Annotated in this window: 18 protein-coding genes; 12 read left to right on the forward strand and 6 right to left on the reverse strand. The window is 63.7% G+C overall.

Translation table 11 applies throughout. From position 1 onward, the window contains the following. Positions 1-32: 32 nt before the first annotated feature. The 3 genes from UC34_RS11205 to UC34_RS11215 all read left to right on the forward strand — a co-directional run bounded on the left by UC34_RS11205 (position 33) and on the right by UC34_RS11215 (position 2,646). A complete protein-coding gene (locus UC34_RS11205; RefSeq protein ID WP_044455612.1) occupies positions 33-971 on the forward strand; it encodes a LysR family transcriptional regulator in 939 nt (312 codons plus the stop codon). 19 nt (positions 972-990) lie between these two features. Further along, complete coding sequence (locus tag UC34_RS11210) at positions 991-1,605, forward strand: LON peptidase substrate-binding domain-containing protein (protein ID WP_044455613.1); 615 nt, start codon at positions 991-993, stop codon at positions 1,603-1,605. A 147-nt stretch (positions 1,606-1,752) separates the two neighbouring features. Beyond that, complete coding sequence (locus UC34_RS11215) at positions 1,753-2,646, forward strand: ParB N-terminal domain-containing protein (protein WP_044458020.1); 894 nt, start codon at positions 1,753-1,755, stop codon at positions 2,644-2,646. A 155-nt stretch (positions 2,647-2,801) separates the two neighbouring features. Here the strand turns inward: UC34_RS11215 and UC34_RS11220 are convergent, their stop codons facing one another. From UC34_RS11220 to UC34_RS11240, 5 genes are all read right to left on the reverse strand, one after another. Then, positions 2,802-3,521, reverse strand: a complete 720-nt coding sequence (locus tag UC34_RS11220) for an ABC transporter ATP-binding protein (RefSeq protein ID WP_044455614.1) — start codon at positions 3,519-3,521, stop codon at positions 2,802-2,804. After that, positions 3,518-4,333, reverse strand: a complete 816-nt coding sequence (locus tag UC34_RS11225; RefSeq protein ID WP_044455616.1) for an ABC transporter ATP-binding protein — start codon at positions 4,331-4,333, stop codon at positions 3,518-3,520. The genes UC34_RS11220 and UC34_RS11225 overlap by 4 nt, the downstream gene beginning before the upstream one ends. Then, a complete protein-coding gene (locus UC34_RS11230) occupies positions 4,330-5,217 on the reverse strand; it encodes a branched-chain amino acid ABC transporter permease (protein WP_044455618.1) in 888 nt (295 codons plus the stop codon). The genes UC34_RS11225 and UC34_RS11230 overlap by 4 nt, the downstream gene beginning before the upstream one ends. Next, positions 5,210-6,103, reverse strand: a complete 894-nt coding sequence (locus UC34_RS11235; protein ID WP_044455619.1) for a branched-chain amino acid ABC transporter permease — start codon at positions 6,101-6,103, stop codon at positions 5,210-5,212. The genes UC34_RS11230 and UC34_RS11235 overlap by 8 nt, the downstream gene beginning before the upstream one ends. A 178-nt stretch (positions 6,104-6,281) precedes the next feature. After that, entirely contained in the window at positions 6,282-7,391 is a 1,110-nt protein-coding gene (locus UC34_RS11240) for an ABC transporter substrate-binding protein (RefSeq protein ID WP_044455620.1), read from the reverse strand. A gap of 347 nt (positions 7,392-7,738) precedes the next feature. Between UC34_RS11240 and UC34_RS11245 the strand changes: the two genes are divergently transcribed. Beyond that, the gene (locus UC34_RS11245) at positions 7,739-8,338 is read left to right on the forward strand and encodes a GntR family transcriptional regulator (protein WP_237165327.1); all 600 of its coding nucleotides are present in this window, start codon (positions 7,739-7,741) and stop codon (positions 8,336-8,338) included. A 133-nt stretch (positions 8,339-8,471) separates the two neighbouring features. Here the strand turns inward: UC34_RS11245 and UC34_RS25805 are convergent, their stop codons facing one another. Beyond that, the gene (locus UC34_RS25805; protein WP_237165373.1) at positions 8,472-8,630 is read right to left on the reverse strand and encodes a hypothetical protein; all 159 of its coding nucleotides are present in this window, start codon (positions 8,628-8,630) and stop codon (positions 8,472-8,474) included. Here UC34_RS25805 and tcuC point away from each other — a divergent pair. The 8 genes from tcuC to UC34_RS11285 all read left to right on the forward strand — a co-directional run bounded on the left by tcuC (position 8,605) and on the right by UC34_RS11285 (position 17,092). Beyond that, on the forward strand, positions 8,605-9,849 hold the full coding sequence (gene tcuC / locus UC34_RS11250) for an MFS transporter (protein WP_237165328.1): 1,245 nt from the start codon (positions 8,605-8,607) through the stop codon (positions 9,847-9,849). The two genes, UC34_RS25805 and tcuC, sit on opposite strands and share 26 nt — an antisense overlap. A gap of 136 nt (positions 9,850-9,985) precedes the next feature. Further along, on the forward strand, positions 9,986-10,537 hold the full coding sequence (gene tadA / locus UC34_RS11255) for a tRNA adenosine(34) deaminase TadA (RefSeq protein ID WP_072617467.1): 552 nt from the start codon (positions 9,986-9,988) through the stop codon (positions 10,535-10,537). Then, the gene (ldcA, locus tag UC34_RS11260) at positions 10,534-11,466 is read left to right on the forward strand and encodes a muramoyltetrapeptide carboxypeptidase (RefSeq protein ID WP_044455627.1); all 933 of its coding nucleotides are present in this window, start codon (positions 10,534-10,536) and stop codon (positions 11,464-11,466) included. The genes tadA and ldcA overlap by 4 nt, the downstream gene beginning before the upstream one ends. A gap of 344 nt (positions 11,467-11,810) precedes the next feature. Then, entirely contained in the window at positions 11,811-12,755 is a 945-nt protein-coding gene (gene puuE, locus UC34_RS11265; RefSeq protein ID WP_044455628.1) for an allantoinase PuuE, read from the forward strand. A gap of 210 nt (positions 12,756-12,965) precedes the next feature. Beyond that, entirely contained in the window at positions 12,966-13,481 is a 516-nt protein-coding gene (gene uraD / locus UC34_RS11270; RefSeq protein WP_044455629.1) for a 2-oxo-4-hydroxy-4-carboxy-5-ureidoimidazoline decarboxylase, read from the forward strand. A 60-nt stretch (positions 13,482-13,541) separates the two neighbouring features. After that, entirely contained in the window at positions 13,542-14,564 is a 1,023-nt protein-coding gene (alc, locus tag UC34_RS11275) for an allantoicase (RefSeq protein WP_044455630.1), read from the forward strand. Between the two features lie 127 nt (positions 14,565-14,691). Beyond that, positions 14,692-15,261, forward strand: a complete 570-nt coding sequence (locus UC34_RS11280) for an ureidoglycolate lyase (protein WP_418303929.1) — start codon at positions 14,692-14,694, stop codon at positions 15,259-15,261. A gap of 406 nt (positions 15,262-15,667) precedes the next feature. Then, positions 15,668-17,092: a circularly permuted type 2 ATP-grasp protein gene (locus UC34_RS11285; RefSeq protein ID WP_044455631.1), complete on the forward strand. Its 1,425-nt coding sequence runs from the start codon at positions 15,668-15,670 to the stop codon at positions 17,090-17,092. Positions 17,093-17,095 lie beyond the last annotated feature (3 nt).

The following is a 17,095-nucleotide window of genomic DNA, read 5'->3' on the forward strand; positions in this document are numbered from 1 at the left end:
GAATTTGAATGACTTTCAAATCTGGATGAAGAATGGCCACTGACAGGTTGGGCGACATGCGGTTGTTCACCACGGCGGCGACGCTCGGGAGCCTCTCTGCGGCGGGCCGCAAGCTGGGACTGTCGCCTGCGGCAGCGAGTGCGCGCCTGGCGAAGCTGGAGGCGTCGTTGCGTACGCGATTGTTCATGCGGACCACGCGGCAGTTGCGTCTGACGGAGGAGGGACGCGTGTATCTGTCGCACTGCCTCGTCGCATTGCAGGCCATCGATGACGGGGAAGCGGCGCTCCAGGCGGGGTGCGCGGCCATTCGCGGCAAGATCCGTTTGTCTGCGTCGACCGACTTCGGCACACACACGCTCTGCCCATGGCTCGACGCGTTCGTCGAGCGTTATCCCGAGATCCGGTTATCGCTCACGCTCACGGACTCCCTTTCGAATCTCGTACAGGACGACGTCGACCTGGCGATCCGTTTTAGCGAGCCGAACGACGGCACGCTCGTGGCGCGCCGTCTGGCGCCGATGTGCCGGGTATTGTGCGCGTCGCCGGAATATCTGGCGCGTTATGGGGCGCCGATGACGCCTGAGGCGCTGTCGGCCCATCGGTTCATCGTGCTCGTGACCTCATCCGGCCCGCTCAACGAGTTCCATTTCCGCCGGGACGACGCGACATGGCAGTTCACCGTGCCCATGGCGCAGGCGTGGGAGACGAACGACGGCACCACGGCGCGCCGCTGGGCGCTCGACGGACGGGGGATCGTGCGCAAAACGCTGTGGGATGCCGCGCACGACTTGCGTGCCGGTCGACTCAAGATCGTGCTGCCGGACTACATCGCAAAGGAAGCCGGCGTGTACGCGGTGCGGCACCGCACGCGCTATATGGCGCCGCGTGTGCGCGCCTTGCTCGACTTCCTGATCGAGCGCTTTGCCGCCGAGTCGGCGGCGTGGCCCGACATTGGCACTTGCCAAGTGTGACTTCATGTCATCATACGGCATGGCCCAGATCCCGCTCTTCCCGCTCGGCAACGCCTTGTTTCCCGCTGGGGTGTTGCATTTGCGCATCTTCGAGGTGCGCTATCTCGACATGATCAAGCGATGCCTTGCCGATGACACCGAGTTCGGTGTCGTGGTGTTGCGACAAGGCAGTGAAGTGCGCTTGCCGGACAGCGTGGAAGAACCTGCGATGATCGGCACGATGGCACGCATCGAGGACTGGCGCGCGCCCATGCCGGCATTGCTTGAACTGGTGTGCCGGGGCACGACCAAGTTCCGGCTCTCGTCGGTGGAACTCGGCAAGTACGGCTTGTGGATGGGCGAAGCGCAGATGTTGCCCGACGACGCGGGCGTCGCGATCCCCGACACGCTTCAGATCAGTGCCGATACGCTGGGCAAACTGATCGCCGGTTTGCAGCGCGATCCAGCCCGTGCGGCGAAGCTGCCGCTGGCGCCGCCTTATCGGCTCGACGAGTGTGGCTGGGTTGCCGATCGCTGGGCAGAGTTGCTGCCACTGCCGGCGCATGAGAAGGAGACGCTGCTGGGCATTGACGACCCGGTCGCGCGTCTCGCCCGCATTCAGGCCTTTCTGACCGATCACGGCGTATTGTCCTGAGGGCTGAAGTCCCGAGGACGATCAGTGGATGAGCCGGTGAGCGGGACTTCGTCAATCCCGGCCGGAAAGGCGATAATGTCGCCTGCCGCGTTTTTCCCCATGTTTCCCATGCCGTCGTGTGTCGCGACGGCATCGTCACACACATCCATGACAGTCCAGATCAACGAAGAACTCAAGGCGTACATCGATCCGCTCACGCCTGACGAATATGCTGCGCTCGAACAGAGTCTGCTTGCCGAAGGGTGCCGCGACGCGCTAGTCCTGTGGGGCGACGTGCTGGTCGACGGTCACAACCGCTACGAAATCTGCCGCAAGCACGGCATCGAATTCCGTACCGTCCAGAATCCGTCGTTCAGATCGATGGAGGACGTGCATCTGTGGATGATCGACAACCATCTGGGACGCCGCAGCGTATCCGACTATCAGCGCGGCGTGCTGGCGCTGCGCAAGAAGACGATTCTGGAAGCGCGCGACGCCTCCGTCGCGACCTCTGATCCGGCAGACGCTGCGCAAGCCGCGCAAGCCGCACCCACCGCGAGCGACGTCCTGGACAGGCCGGCCACGGAAGGCGCGAAGTCGTCGATTCCGGCACACACCATGGCGCTCACGCGCGCGGCGCTCGCCCGGGCGGCGCGCCTGTCGAGCAACACCCTGGGACAGATCGAGCAGATCCATACCGCGGCGGCCCCCGAACTTGTCGAGGCGGTCAAGCGCGGCGACGTCTCGATCAATGCTGCAGCGGCCGTGTCGACCCTGCCTCAGGCGGCGCAGGTCGCAGCCGTGGTTGCGGGAAAGCAGGAATTGCGCGAACTGGCGCGCTCGGTGCGCGAGGCGCGTCCGGTCAAGCCGCGCAAGAAGAAGGAAGAGGAGATCGCCGAAGAGGACGACGGCACGCCGCCGTGGGACACCACGGCCGATCCGTCCGACGAGTTGACGCGACTCTCCCGTGAACTCAAGGCAATGACGGCCGAGCGCGACGCGCTCAAGAAGAAGGTCGCCCATCTGACCATCGCGCTGGCCGAGGCCCGCGCGGGCAAGTAAGGCGCGCTCGCGTCGGTCCGGTGACGGTGGCGACCCAGGGACAGCCGGGCCGCCATCTCAGCGCGACATCCGATGACGCAAGGCGCACCGAAATTCGGCGCGCCTTGCACGTCATCGGCCCCTCGCGCCAATGCGCACGGGGGCTGGGATTGGCGTCACGCGGCACGCCCGCCGAGATACAACTCCCGCACTTTCTCGTCGGCCAGCAAGGCGTTCGCAGCCCCGGTCAGTGCCACGGCGCCCATCGACAGTACGTAGGCGCGATCCGAAATCCGGAGCGCTTCCATCGCGTTTTGTTCGACCATCAGAATCGTCACACCCTCCTGATCGCGTACGCGTACGATGGCGTCGAACACTTCGTGCAATACCTTGGGCGACAGGCCGGCGGAAGGCTCGTCGAGCAGCAGCAGACGCGGGCGCGGCATCAACGCCCGCGCGAGCGCGAGAATCTGACGCTCACCGCCCGACATCGAGGCCGCCGGGGCATTGCGCTTGCGTCCGAGCACGGGGTATAGGTCGCACAGTTCGTCGATACGTGCGGCACATGCGCTCTCGCTCAGGTAATGCCCGCCGACCTGCAGATTTTCGCGAATCGTCAGCGTGCCGAAAACGTTGTCCGTCTGCGGCACGAAACCGACGCCGCACTGGCGGATCTTGCGGTGCACCGGCACCTGCGACACGTCGGCCGCTTCGAGCACGATGCGGCCCGTGCGCGGGAGCAGGAACCCGGCGATGGTCTTGAGCAGTGTCGACTTTCCGCAGCCGTTTGGACCTAGCAGCGTGACGATCTCACGCGATTCGGCATGCAACGTCATTCCTTTGAGGATGTCGACCTCGGCGGTGTATCCCGCCACGACATTGTCGATCTCGATCATGCGCACTCCCTTTCGCCGACGCAGGCATTCGGGGCTGCGCTGTGCGCGCCGCCGCCGAGATACGCCTGCAAGACGCGTTCGTTGGACGACAGATCGTCCGGATGGCAACTGGCCACGATGTGCCCGCGATCGAGCACGATGCATCGGGTACACAGCTCACGGATAAAGTGCATGTCGTGCTCCACGACAACGAGCGTCATGCCTTGCGCATTCAACCGTTTGAGCGCTGCCACAATGTCGCGTCGCAGGTTCGGATGCACCCCTGCGGTCGGTTCGTCGAGCATCACCATTCGGGGCGAGCCCATCAGCGCGCAGACGATGCCGAGCAACTTCTTCTGCCCCCCCGACAAGGCGCTCGACGGCAGATCGCGCACCGGCGTGAGGAGCAATGCCTCCAGCAGGGCGCTTGCCTTGGCGTGGGCTGCGGCCTCCGCTTCGCGCGCGCCACGCGTACGCAGCAAAGTGGAGAACACCCCGTGATGCGCGGTGGCGGCCGCCATCGCGACTTCCATGACCGACATGCGTGCGGGCATCGACGGCAACTGAAACGTACGCGCGACCCCCTGCGCGACGATCCTGTCGGCGCGCAGCGTATCGATGCGATGGGCATCGAGCGAGATGCTGCCCGCGTCCAGACTCTCGAAGCCGGTAATCGTGTTGAGCAGGGTGCTTTTGCCCGAGCCGTTGGGGCCGAGCAGCCCGACGATTTCGCCGGGCATGACGTCGAACGTGACGTCCTGAAGTACCTTGTTGCCGCCGAACGCCTTGGCGACGGAACGGACTTCGAGCAACGGTTTGACGGGATGTGTCATGCCATCTTCCTCAGTTTTTCGGGCACGAGTCCCTCGCTGCGCCACATCAGACAGGCGAGCAGGATCAGACCGATGACACCCAGACGCAGCGCGCCGGCGCTGTCCGAGCTGAAATGCAGATAGTCCTTGGCGAACGGGACCAGCGTGTAGGCGCCTTGCACGACCGCCGTTCCGACGAGCACGCCCCAGACGTTGCCGATGCCGCCGATCATGAGGATGGTCCACAGCGCGAACGTCTCCGACGAGAGCAGATAGTCGGGGCCGGTGAAGCTCATGTAATGCGCATAGAGCGAGCCGGCGATGGCGGTCACGGCGGCGCTGGTCATCACGGCGCGCGACTTGAGCGAGCGCAGGTTGTAGCCGAAGCACGCGGCCAGCTTCGGTTCTTCGCGCATGACCCGCAGGGCGCGTCCGAAGCGTCCATCAGCGAGCCGCTTCGTCAGCCACGTGAACGCGCCGAGCACGCCGAGCACAAGGGCGAGGAACGCCAGCGTGTCATACGGGCGGGGAAGGGCGTCGAAGAGCATCGGAATCGGGCTGATGCCGTTGGCCCCGCCAGTGAGCCACCCTTCGTTGGTCGCGACGGTGCGCAGAATTTCCGCCACCGCAAGCGTGGCGATCCCCCAGTAGTCTGCGCCGAGTTGTCGCCCCAGTCGGGCGATGCCGGCACCGAGCGCCACGGCGAGAACGACACCGATGGCCATGCCGGTCAGCGGCGAGCCACCCGCCTGAATCGTGATGCCGGTGGCGTAGGCCCCGAGTCCCGCGAACGCGATGTGACCGAAGTTGAGCAGGCCGGCATAGCCCGCTTGCAGGTTCAGGCCGAGCGCCATGATCCCGTAGATGCCAGCCACCGTGAGCGTGGCGACGATGAACTCAAACACGGCGCACCTCGCGATCGAACAATCCGTAGGGTTTGAAGAGCAGTGCCAGCAGCAGGATGAGGAACGCGCCGGCGTTGATGTAGCCGACCGGCAGGAAGGCGACCGCCTTGCCGAGCACCGGCCCGAAATTCAGATTGGTGACGAGCGTTTCCGTGAGCGCAATCAGCAGCGCGCCGGCAACGGCACCGAGCGGGTTGCCCAGCCCGCCGAGAATGGCGGCGGCAAACACGGGCAGCAGCATGTCGTTGCCGAGTTGCACGTGTGCGCCGGCCGACAGCGCCAGCAACCCGCCGCCGAGACCGGCCACGGCTCCCGACGCGAACGTTACGCCTCGCGTGATCCATTCGGCGTTGAGCCCCGACGCGGCCGCCAGTGCCGGGTTGGTGGCGAGTGCCCGCATGGCGCGTCCGGCGCGAGTGTAAAAGAGCATCAGTGCGAACACGACAAGCAGTCCGAGCGTCGTCGACACCGAATAGAGCTGAACGTGCGTCACGCGTGCATCGCCGATCACCATCGGTTGCGTGAGGGGCAGGTTGAACATCTTCGGAAACGAGCCGGCAACGCCCTGACACACGGCGATGACGAGCATCGACACGGCGAGCGAGCCGATCATCGCGATGGCGGGGCCACCGCGCAGCAGCTTGCGAAAGACGAGGCGGTGCATGGCCAGCGTGAGGGCGCCGGTGGCGACTGCCGCAATGGCGAGCGACATCACGAGCGGCATGCCGAAGGCGAACATCGCATACGTGACGTAGGCCCCGGCCATCGCGTATTGCACATGCGCGATGTTGGGGAATTTGACGAGTCCGTAGACCATGGACAGCCCGAGGGCGACCAGAGCCAGGTCGGACGCGCGTAACAGCGTATCGACAAGGAGTTGGAGCATGAAAAATGAATCCGCGGTGGAGCAATGGCGCTGACGAGCGCGCCGTGGGTGACGGTGTCTGTGCGGTGTGCGCGGCATACGGCATACCGCACACGCCATCGGCAACGTCCGCAAGCACGTTGCCGATGCGCAATTTCAACGCCCCCGGGGCGCTCGACGTCAGCGAAGGCGAGGACGATCAGCGCGGCACCACCTTGCCGTCGTACTTGAGCTTCGCGTACGGCGGGTCGATGCGCTGGCGATCCGCGTCGAACGAGATCGGGCCGGTCACGCCGGCGAAATTCTTGCCCACGTCCTTGAGGGCGGCCTGCACGGCGGCCGGTTGCGTCGACTTCGCCTTGTTGATGGCCGCAGCGGTGAGCATGACGGCGTCATACGCATAACCGGTGTACGAGGTCTTCGGCGCCTGACCGTACTTCGCCTGGAAGGCGTCGATATAGGCCTTGCCGTTCGCGCCCTGCACCGAACCGACTTCCATGCCGAGCTGGCCGTTGGCGATGTTCGCAGGCGTATCCGAGAGGCTCATCGAGAGCAGAATTGCATACCACGGCTTCTGGCGCAGTCCGAGTTCGAACGCTTCGCGGTTGAGAACCGCCGATTCCTGTCCGTAGGCCGTATAGATGTAGGCGTCCGGGTTGCTGCGCGAGGCTTGCTGAAGCTCGCGGCGATACGTCGACTGGCCCGCGGTATAGAGCAGTTCCGTGGCGACCTTGCCGCCCAGCTTTTCGAATTCCTCCCGGAAACCGTGGGCGACGCCCTGACCGTAGGCGTTGTTCGGCGCGATGAGCGCCACGTTGCGATAGCCGAGCGCCCAGGCATCGGCAGCGGAGAACTTGTTCCCCAGATTTTCCAGACCGATCAGGTTGAACGATGTGGCGCCGAGATCCCTGACCTTTACGCTGGTGCTCGCGATATTGATGTGCGTCACCCCTTCCTTCACGAGGTACTGCGCCATCGGCAGCGTAATGCCCGACGAGTATTCCCCGATGACGACCGGCACCTTGTCGACGGTCGCCAGTTTGCGTGCGGCGTTCAACGCCGTCGTGGCATTGCCGCCGGAGTCTTCGACGATGACGTCGAACTTCTTGCCCATGACGCCGCCCTGCGCATTCACTTTCTCGACGGCGAGGGCGACGGCGCGGCGGACATCTTCCCCCACGGTGGCGTTTGCGCCGGTGAGCGAGAGCACGGCGCCCATCTGGACGGCGTCGTCCGCAGCATGTGCGTTCGAAGCAAAAGCGAACGCCATGGCGGCGGGAACGATCAACTTACGAAGTTTCAATGACATGGTTTTTCCCCCGAAAAGAGTCAGTGAAGAGTCAATGGAGCCTGCAAGACAATGCGTTGAACCGAAGACCGTGCGTCCACATGTCGGCGGCGACGCTCAGGCGAGTTGCCGCCCAACGACCGTCGCCGTCGAACCTGCTGTATCCCCTGATGAAACATGGTTGTGGGTCCTGAAACGAAGCGTTTTTTGGATCCAAAATAATATATTGGATCCAATGCTATATGATTGGATCCAGAATCGCAATGTGGGTAAAAAATATGCTCTAATCGCGCCATATGCGAACCCCCGGACCCCAAGCACTTCATCAGGCCATCCGCGACACGCTTCGAGACGAGATCTTGAGCGGCGTGCTCCCGGGTGGATTTCAACTGCGCCAGGAAGCGCTCGCGGAGCGTTTCAATTCCAGCCGGGTGCCCGTGCGCGAGGCGTTGCGCCAGCTCGAAGCGGAAGGGTTGGTCGTGCATCACCTGAACCGCGGCGCCACGGTAGCGAGCATGAATCTCGAACAACTGTGCGAGATGCTCGATATACGCGTGGCGCTCGAATGCCATGCGGCGAAGCTGGCCGTGCCGAACATGGCGGAGCGCGATTTTCAGGTCATGGAGCAGATCCTGGCCGACTACTCGGCGTCTGAAGTGGTCTCCGAATGGGCGGAGTACAACCGCCGTTTTCACCTGGCGCTGTCTGCGCCGGCGAACAACCGTCGTTTGCGAGTGTTGATCGAGGAGTATTGCCTGAATACCGATCGGTATTCGCATCTCGCGATGTCGCAGGCGACCGGCAAGGAGAAGCCTCAGCAAGATCACTACGAGATTCTCGCGGCCTGCCGTCGGCGCGACGTCACGGCCGTGGTATCGATGCTCGAAGCGCACATCCTCACCACGCGCAACGAGATCAAGGCGATGGCGCGTGAGGACCTCGGCTTTCTGTCGCGCGCCGCCTTCTGAGTCCTGCCGCTGCGGTCCCTGCGACGCTAGCTTCCGCCGAGGCGGTGCGGCTGTCGCCGAGCGCCGGAAATATTTCGTAATACACGAGGCCCGGGCATTGGACGACGACACCCCGAAGCCCATGGGCGGGCGTTCAAACCGGTGCTATCGTGGGCGGCATCCACTCGTCGGAGGTGAGCGCCATGGCTGCCAGCCCGAATCGTTCCGCGTATTCTGCGAGCGCTGCGTCCGCGTCGCAGGCATCTGCCTCGAAAGTTGCCACCGTAATTCGTGTCACGAGCGGCAATTTCATGGAGATGTTCGACTTTTTCCTGTTCGGCTTTTACGCCACGCACATCTCGGCCACGTTCTTTCCCTCGGGCGACGAATTCGCGTCGCTCATGCTCACGTTCATGACCTTCGGGGCGGGCTTTCTGATGCGTCCGCTGGGGGCGATCGTTCTCGGCGCCTATGTGGACCGCATCGGTCGGCGGCGAGGGCTGATCGTTACCTTGTCCATCATGGCGATGGGGACCATCCTGATCGCTTTTGTGCCGGGATTCGCGACCATCGGCTATCTCGCGCCGCTGCTGGTTCTGGTCGGCCGGCTGTTGCAGGGTTTTTCGGCCGGCGTGGAGTTGGGGGGCGTCTCCGTCTATCTGTCCGAGATGGCGACCCCGGGTCACAAGGGGTTCTACGTCAGTTGGCAGTCTGCGAGTCAGCAGGTCGCGATCATCGTTGCGGCGTTGCTCGGCTATTTGCTCAACAAGTGGATGGCCCCAGCGCAGGTGGCCGATTGGGGATGGCGCATTCCGTTTTTCATCGGTTGCCTGATCGTGCCGGTGTTGTTCATGATCCGGCGTTCCTTGCAGGAGACCGAGGCGTTTCTGGCGCGCAAGCACCGTCCGAGCACGCGCGAGATTTTCCGCTCGATCGTGCAGAACTGGGGGCTGGTGGTGGCGGGCACGATGCTCGTCGCCATGACGACCGTGTCCTTCTATCTGATCACCGTCTACACGCCGACTTTCGGGAAGTCGGTGCTCAAGCTGTCGACAACCGATGCGCTCATCGTCACGTTCTGCGTGGGGGTCTCGAACTTCTTCTGGTTGCCAGTGATGGGCGCGCTGTCCGACCGTGTCGGGCGTCGGCCACTGCTGCTCGTCTTTACGGTGCTGACGATCCTCACGGCGTATCCGGTAATGGCGTGGCTGGTGGTGACGCCGACGTTCGGCAAAATGCTCGTCGTCGAGCTTTGGCTCTCTTTCCTGTACGCCAGCTATAACGGCGCGATGGTGGTGGCGTTGACCGAGATCATGCCGGTGGACGTGCGCACGGCGGGGTTCTCGCTGGCGTACAGTCTGGCGACGGCGTTGTTCGGCGGCTTTACGCCGGCCGTGGCGACCGGGCTGATCGGCCTGACGGGCAACAAGGCGGCGCCGGGCTGGTGGATGACCTTCGCTGCCGTGTGCGGCCTGATCGCGACGCGGGTGCTGTACCGCAGGCGCAGCGTGCCGAATGCCGCGACGGCGTGAGTCTGTGGCACGCGAGGGTGTGCGCGAGCCCTGTGCGAAAATAGCGCATTGCCGATTTCGGCCAATTGCGCGGGGCGCGGCGTGTTCCTGAAACAATCGGGGGCGACCGGTGCCCTGCGGTTTATCGTAACGTTTCATGAATCGAGATTTACCTGCGACCGACGAGACCTACATGGCGCTGGCGCTTGCGCAGGCGCGCGCCGCGATGCAGCAGGGCGAAGTGCCCGTCGGCGCCGTGGTCGTTTGCGACGGCCAGGTCGCGGCGCTCGGACACAACTGTCCGGTCGGCGGCCACGATCCGTCTGCGCACGCCGAGATGCAGGCCCTGCGCGCGGCGGCGCAGGCGTTGGGCAACTACCGGCTACCCGAGTGCGAGCTGTTCGTGACGCTGGAGCCGTGTGTAATGTGCGCGGGCGCGATCATGCATGCGCGTATCAAGCGGGTCGTGTACGGCGCGGCCGACCCCAAAACGGGGGCCTGCGGCAGCGTGGTCGATCTGTTTGCGGAACCGCGCCTGAATCATCATGCCGAGGTCGTTGGCGGTGTCATGCGCGACGAATGCGTCGGCATTCTCCAGACCTTCTTTAGCGAGCGGCGCGCGGCGGCCAGAGCGCGTCGGCTGGCTCAGGCGTCTGCCGCCACCGCGGCAGGCGAGTCCTCCGTCCCCCCTTCGGAAGCTTCCAATTGACGCAGACCAGGCTTGTCGAACTGATTGCCCCCTCCGGCTATGCTCCGTTTCCCGATGTCGCGGCGCGCGGCATCCAGACGTTGGAGCGGCTGGGCTATACCGTACGAAATCGCGAGGTGCTAGAGCGACGATATTTGCGTTTCGCAGGCACCGACGACGCCCGTGCCGCCGAGATCAACCGTCTTGCCGACGGCAGCGCTGCGCTACCGCAGATCGTGCTCGCCGTGCGCGGCGGCTATGGTGCGGTACATCTGCTCGATCGCCTCGATTACGGCAAGCTGCGCGATCGGCTATCCGGTGCACCGGTGGCCATCGTCGGTCACAGCGACTTTACGGCGTTGCAATTGGCATTGCTCTCGCAAGCGCATATCACCACGTTTGCCGGGCCGATGTTGCTCGCAGACTTTGGCGCCGAGACGCTGAGCGAGTTCACGCTCCGGCAATTCGATGCTGTGCTGTATTCACCGAATCATGTCGTTCAGTGGACGGCTGACGGGGCCAGCGGCAATGTCGACGTCTCGGGCACCTTGTGGGGCGGCAATCTGGCCATGGTGTGCAGCCTGATCGGCACGCAATATCTGCCGTCCATCGAGGGGGGGGTGCTGTTCGTCGAAGATGTGAATGAACCGCCGTACCGTGTCGAGCGCATGCTGTATCAACTGCACCAGTCCGGCATTCTGGCGCGTCAGCAGGCGTTGGTGCTGGGCGACTTCTCGCAGTACCGGGTCACCGATTACGACAATGGTTACGACATGGCGACGATGATCGAAAGCATGCGGCGCGTCATCGGCATCCCGATCATCACGGATATGCCGTTCGGCCATTGCGCGGACAAGCTGACTTTGCCCGTGGGTGGGCAGGCCAGGTTGCAGACGTCTGCCACACAGGTCACGCTCACGCTTACGGGATATCCCTATATCGGCGCCTGAGGGCGGCTCAGGCGCCGCAGCGTAACGCAAGCGTAGGACAAAGCAGCACGCCGGGTCGATTCGACGGCCCCGCGTGCTTTTTTGTTATGGCCAGAACGCGTGTGTTTTGCGCACGTTGGATGCACCTTGATGAACGTTTGAGGCAAATCGGCACGCACGATCTTGAACGCGTTAGCGTCGCGACGGTGGGCGTCGACGGCAATGCGCACGAGGGGTGTGGGCCGGGGCAGGGGCGACTATACGATTGAGCGCAGCCTGAATATCTGAATATGGCTATGTTTCGCCCGACCTTATTTGGCTAAACTTCTTCGATCGTTTCGCCATCAGAAGGATGCCAAGACATCATGGCCAGCAACAGCACCACCTCGAAGGATTACCCGCGCGATCTCGTCGGCTATGGCCGCCATGTGCCGTTTGCCGACTGGCCGGGACGCGCGCGAATTGCCGTTCAGTTCGTGCTGAATTACGAAGAAGGCGGCGAAAACTGTGTCTTGCATGGCGATCGCGCCTCCGAGCAGTTCCTGTCCGAGATCATCGGCGCCGCCGCGTACGAAGCACGCCACATGAGCATGGAATCGATCTACGAGTACGGATCGCGTGCCGGCGTGTGGCGCATCCTGCGCGAGTTCGAGCGTCGCGGCCTGCCGCTGACCGTATTCGGTGTGGCGATGGCCATGCAGCGTCATCCGGAGGTGACGGCTGCGTTCCAGGAACTGGGGCACGAAATCGCGTGTCACGGCTGGCGGTGGATTCACTACCAGAATATGGACGAGGCGACCGAGCGCGAGCACATGCGCATCGCCATCGAGATCTTCAAGGAAATGACCGGCAGCGCGCCGCTTGGCTGGTACACGGGCCGCGACAGCCCCAATACGCGCCGTCTCGTGGTCGAGCAGGGCGGTTTCGTCTACGACGCCGACAACTACGGGGACGACCTGCCGTTCTGGACGCAGGTAGAGACCGCTAACGGCGACGTGAAACCGCATCTGGTCGTGCCGTACACGCTCGATTCCAACGACATGCGTTTTGCGGCGCCGCAGGGCTTCAACACGGCCGACCACTTCTTCCATTACTTGCGCGATGCGTTTGACGTGTTGTACGCCGAGGGAGATGAGGCGCCGAAGATGCTGTCGATCGGGATGCACTGCCGCTTGCTCGGACGCCCCGGGCGTTTTGCCGCGTTGCAGCGCTTTCTCGATCACATCGAAAAGCATGACCGCGTGTGGGTGTGCCGCCGTATCGACGTGGCGCGGCATTGGCAGGAACGCCACCCGTTCGTGGCGGCCTGAACCGCGCGCTTGAGTGGCAAGCTCGGTCCGCAGGCTGGATTCGCACGTGATCGAGCGAAGCGGGGACCGTTGTCCGCGGGCTGGCCATCTGCCGAGCGTGGCGGCCAAAACGAAAATTGAATCCGACAGGCGTCATCGGGCTGCGCAATGCGTGCGGCGGGGCGCCACCTTGGTTCTCCAGGAGAGCAGTGAATGAATGCCCCGTTGCCTATGACCCAACGAACCGTAGCCGAATTGTCGGCGCTGCCGCGCGCCGAGTTCATCGCCGCGCTCGACGGCATTTTCGAGCACTCGCCGTGGGTGGCCGAAGCGGCTTGGGACGACCGTCCGTTCGCCACAGTCAATGCGCTGCATGACGCCATGTGCCAGGCGGTGATCGACGCCGGCGAAGCGCAGCAACTTGCGCTCATCCGCGCTCACCCGGAGTTGGCCGGCAAGGCGGCAGTGCGTGGCGAACTGACGGCCGAGTCGACCCGGGAACAGGCAGGCGCCGGCCTCGATCAGTGCAGCGAACAGGAGTTCGCGCGCCTGACCGAGCTGAACGACGCGTACAAGGCCAAATTCGGCTTCCCGTACATCCTGGCAGTGCGGGGGCACACGCGCAGCAGCATCATCGAGGACTTCGCTGCACGACTGGAGAACAGCCGTGCGGAGGAAATCGAGGCGTGTCTGCGTCAGATTTTCCGCATCGCCGGTTTCCGTTTGCAGGATCTCTTGCGCGACTGATCGGCGTCGCGCGCAGGTTTCGAATCCGTTTCAGACTTTACCGAATCATCAGGAGTTGGCATGGCCCTCGCCCCGCAAGACCCGAACGCACCGGAATTCGTGCGCCGTTACGTCAATCTGGCCGACCCGCGTCTTGGCGCTCAGGCGCTCATCGCCAGCGACGAATTCTTTGCGGCCAAGGAGCGCATGCTCAGTCCCGAGCCTGCCGTCTTCATTCCCGGCAAGTACGACGAGAACGGCAAGTGGATGGACGGCTGGGAGACGCGTCGCAAGCGCGTGAACGGCTACGACTGGTGCATCGTCAAGCTCGCGCGCCCGGGCGTGCTGTTCGGGGTCGATCTCGACACCAGCCATTTCACCGGCAACTTCCCGCCCGCCGCATCGCTCGAAGGCTGCTACAGCCCGAACGGCGCGCCGTCGGACTCGGCCGAATGGTTCGAACTGTTGCCCTCGACGACGTTGCAGGGCAACGCGCATCACTACCATGCCATTGCACAGCAGCGCGCAGTCACGCACGTGCGCGTGAACCTGTATCCCGACGGCGGGCTCGCCCGCCTGCGCCTGTACGGCCTGCCGCAAAGCGACTGGGCCGCACGCTCGCGCGACGAACTCATCGACCTGATCGCGATGGAAAACGGCGGCTATGTCGTGGCGGTCAACAATCAACACTTCGGCCTCGCCTCCAACCTGCTGATGCCCGGGCGCGGCGTGAACATGGGCGACGGGTGGGAGACACGCCGTCGTCGCGAGCCGGGCAACGACTGGGCCATCATCGCGCTCGCGCAGCCGGGCGAGATCAGCAAGATCGAAGTCGACACGGCGCACTTCAAGGGCAACTTCCCGGACCGCTGCTCGATTCAGGCCGCGTTCGTCACGGGCGGCACCGAGCAGTCGCTCATCACGCAGTCGATGTTCTGGCCCGTGTTGCTGCCGGAGCAAAAGCTCGCGATGGACAGGCAATTCACTTTCGACGAGCCGGTGCAGAAGCTGGGCGCGATCACGCACATCCGCTTCAACATCATTCCGGATGGCGGGGTGTCGCGTCTGCGGCTGTGGGGGCGCCTGAGCGAGAAGACGGCATAAGCCGCATGGCGGAATTAGCAGGCAAATAGCAGGAAAGTGGCAGCACTACGCCCTCTCGCAGTCGACGACAGACGATCGACGCGCGGCGCGAGGGGGCGCAACGAACAAGGCAAAAAAGGAGCAGGGTATGCGCGATGTGCGCGATATGTGCGATATGTCCGATACGGCATCACCGGCATTGAAGATCGAGCGACTCACGCGCGAGGCATTTGCGCCGTTCGGCGACGTGATCGAGTTGGCAGGGGCGAAGCATTTCGCGATCAATGGCGGCACGACCGAGCGATTCCACGATCTGGCGACGGTGGACCTGGGCCCGGAGGGCGGGCGCACGCTGGTCAACGTCTTCCGAGGTCAGCCGCGGCAGCTGCCGTACGAGGTGAAGATGCTGGAGCGTCACCCGCTGGGCAGTCAGGCGTTCATCCCATTGAAGACCACGCCGTATCTGGTCGTCGTTGCGCCCGCGGGCGAGCTGGACGTGAGCCGGATCCGCGCGTTCGTCTCGGATGGCTGGCAGGGTGTGAACTACGCCAGGGGCGTGTGGCACCACCCGCTGCTCGCGTTGCACGAGGTGAGCGACTTCATCGTCGTGGATCGGGGCGGCGACGGGCACAACTGCGACGAACTGGATCTGCCCTCGACGTACTGGCTCACGCAGGCCGAACTGGACGCCGTACAGGCCAGACCGAAAGCGGCGTGATTCAGCCGGAGCGGACGGAGCAGACAAGGTAGACAAGGCAGAGAAGGCAGACGGGGCAGGAATAGAGAGCGCCGGGCACAAGCCCGGCGTTTTTCCTTTGCGGAGGCAAAACGGGCGAGCGCGCGAGGCAGGACATGAAGCAGGACACCAGGCAGGGCACGGTTGGCGGATGCTGCGGTCGCACGCCAACCGGGGTAAACACAAGCGTCTTCGCCAAAAAACAGCTCCTATACTTCGAATCACCGAAGTGGTGCGTCTTTGACGGCGCGATTGGGTGCATCGCGGGCGTTTTGGCGGTGCAGGGGAGGCTTGTCAGGCGCGTCGCACCGAAAACGTGCGCAAAGGGTGACAACAGCTCGGGCATGGATATTGCTCGATCTCGACACGGCAATCTGCGGAGAAGCGTATGGTCGAGAGCTACAACGAGATGGCGAGCATCACAGGGGCGACGCGCTCGCACTACCGGCGGTTTGACGATTGGCTCCGATGTCAGACGGACGATGTCCTGCACCACAAGCGCGCCGAGGCCGATCTGGCGTTCCGGCGGGTCGGCATCACGTTTGCCGTGTATGGAAACGAAGCGGGAACGGAACGTCTCATTCCCTTCGACCTGATTCCCCGAATCATTCCGGCGCATGAATGGCAGACCTTGCAAACGGGGTTGCGTCAACGCGTCGAAGCCCTGAACAAATTCATCCACGACGTTTATCACGATCAGAACATTCTTCGCGCGGGCGTCATTCCGGCGGAGCAGGTGCTCAAGAACGCACAGTACCGTCCGGAGATGCAGGGCGTGGACGTTCCCGGCGACATTTATTCCCATATTGCGGGCGTGGACGTCGTCAGGGCGGGCACGGGCGATGACGGCGTGTTCTACGTTCTGGAGGACAACCTGCGCGTGCCGTCCGGCGTGTCGTACATGCTGGAGAACCGCAAGATGATGATGCGGCTATTCCCGGAGCTATTTGCCAGAAACCGCATCGCACCGGTCGAACACTATCCCGACCTGTTGCTGGACAACCTTCGCGCGGTAGCCCCGATGGGCGTCGACGATCCCACGGTCGTCGTCATGACGCCGGGCATCTACAACTCGGCCTATTTCGAGCATGCGTTCCTCGCGCAGCAAATGGGTATCGAGCTTGTCGAAGGGCAAGACCTGTTCGTCGAGGACAACCTCGTCTACATGCGCACCACCAACGGCCCCAAGCGCGTGGACGTCATTTACCGACGTATCGACGATGATTTTCTGGACCCGCTGGCCTTTCGCGCGGACTCCACGCTCGGGGTGCCAGGCCTGCTGAGCGTCTATCGGGCGGGGCGTGTCACGTTGGCCAACGCGATTGGCACCGGCGTTGCCGACGACAAGTCCATTTACCCGTTCGTGCCCGACATGATCGAGTTCTACCTTGGCGAGAAGCCCATTCTGAACAACGTGCCGACCTACCAGTGCCGTCGTCCCGACGATCTCGCCTACACGCTCGATAACCTCGGTGAACTTGTCGTCAAGGAAGTCCACGGCGCCGGCGGCTACGGCATGCTGGTGGGACCGGCGTCGACCAAAGCCGAGATCGAGGCCTTCCGCCAACGACTCATCGCCAGACCCGATGGTTATATCGCGCAGCCCACGCTGGCGCTGTCGGCATGCCCGACCTTCGTCGAAGCGGGCATCGCACCGAGGCATATCGATCTGCGTCCGTTCGTACTGTCGTCCGGCAAAGGCGTGACGATGGTGCCGGGCGGACTCACGCGCGTTGCGCTCACCGAGGGTTCGCTCGTCGTCAACTCCTCGCAGGGGGGAGGAACGAAAGATACCTGGGTGCTGGAGAAATAACGG

The organism is Pandoraea vervacti, assembly GCF_000934605.2.
GTDB lineage: Bacteria > Pseudomonadota > Gammaproteobacteria > Burkholderiales > Burkholderiaceae > Pandoraea > Pandoraea vervacti.

Excerpts from the sequence above, each read along its gene's own strand:
- UC34_RS11235 (WP_044455619.1), bottom strand. The coding sequence starts at position 6,103 with ATGCTCCAACTCCTTGTCGATACGCTGTTACGCGCGTCCGACCTGGCT.
- puuE (WP_044455628.1), top strand. The coding sequence starts at position 11,811 with ATGGCCAGCAACAGCACCACCTCGAAGGATTACCCGCGCGATCTCGTC.
- UC34_RS11280 (WP_418303929.1), top strand. The coding sequence starts at position 14,692 with ATGCGCGATGTGCGCGATATGTGCGATATGTCCGATACGGCATCACCG.
- UC34_RS11240 (WP_044455620.1), bottom strand. The coding sequence starts at position 7,391 with ATGTCATTGAAACTTCGTAAGTTGATCGTTCCCGCCGCCATGGCGTTC.
- uraD (WP_044455629.1), top strand. The coding sequence starts at position 12,966 with ATGACCCAACGAACCGTAGCCGAATTGTCGGCGCTGCCGCGCGCCGAG.
- UC34_RS11225 (WP_044455616.1), bottom strand. The coding sequence starts at position 4,333 with ATGACACATCCCGTCAAACCGTTGCTCGAAGTCCGTTCCGTCGCCAAG.
- UC34_RS11220 (WP_044455614.1), bottom strand. The coding sequence starts at position 3,521 with ATGATCGAGATCGACAATGTCGTGGCGGGATACACCGCCGAGGTCGAC.
- UC34_RS11285 (WP_044455631.1), top strand. The coding sequence starts at position 15,668 with ATGGTCGAGAGCTACAACGAGATGGCGAGCATCACAGGGGCGACGCGC.
- UC34_RS11210 (WP_044455613.1), top strand. The coding sequence starts at position 991 with ATGGCCCAGATCCCGCTCTTCCCGCTCGGCAACGCCTTGTTTCCCGCT.
- UC34_RS25805 (WP_237165373.1), bottom strand. The coding sequence starts at position 8,630 with ATGAAATTGCCGCTCGTGACACGAATTACGGTGGCAACTTTCGAGGCA.
- tadA (WP_072617467.1), top strand. The coding sequence starts at position 9,986 with ATGAATCGAGATTTACCTGCGACCGACGAGACCTACATGGCGCTGGCG.
- alc (WP_044455630.1), top strand. The coding sequence starts at position 13,542 with ATGGCCCTCGCCCCGCAAGACCCGAACGCACCGGAATTCGTGCGCCGT.
- UC34_RS11215 (WP_044458020.1), top strand. The coding sequence starts at position 1,753 with ATGACAGTCCAGATCAACGAAGAACTCAAGGCGTACATCGATCCGCTC.
- UC34_RS11205 (WP_044455612.1), top strand. The coding sequence starts at position 33 with ATGGCCACTGACAGGTTGGGCGACATGCGGTTGTTCACCACGGCGGCG.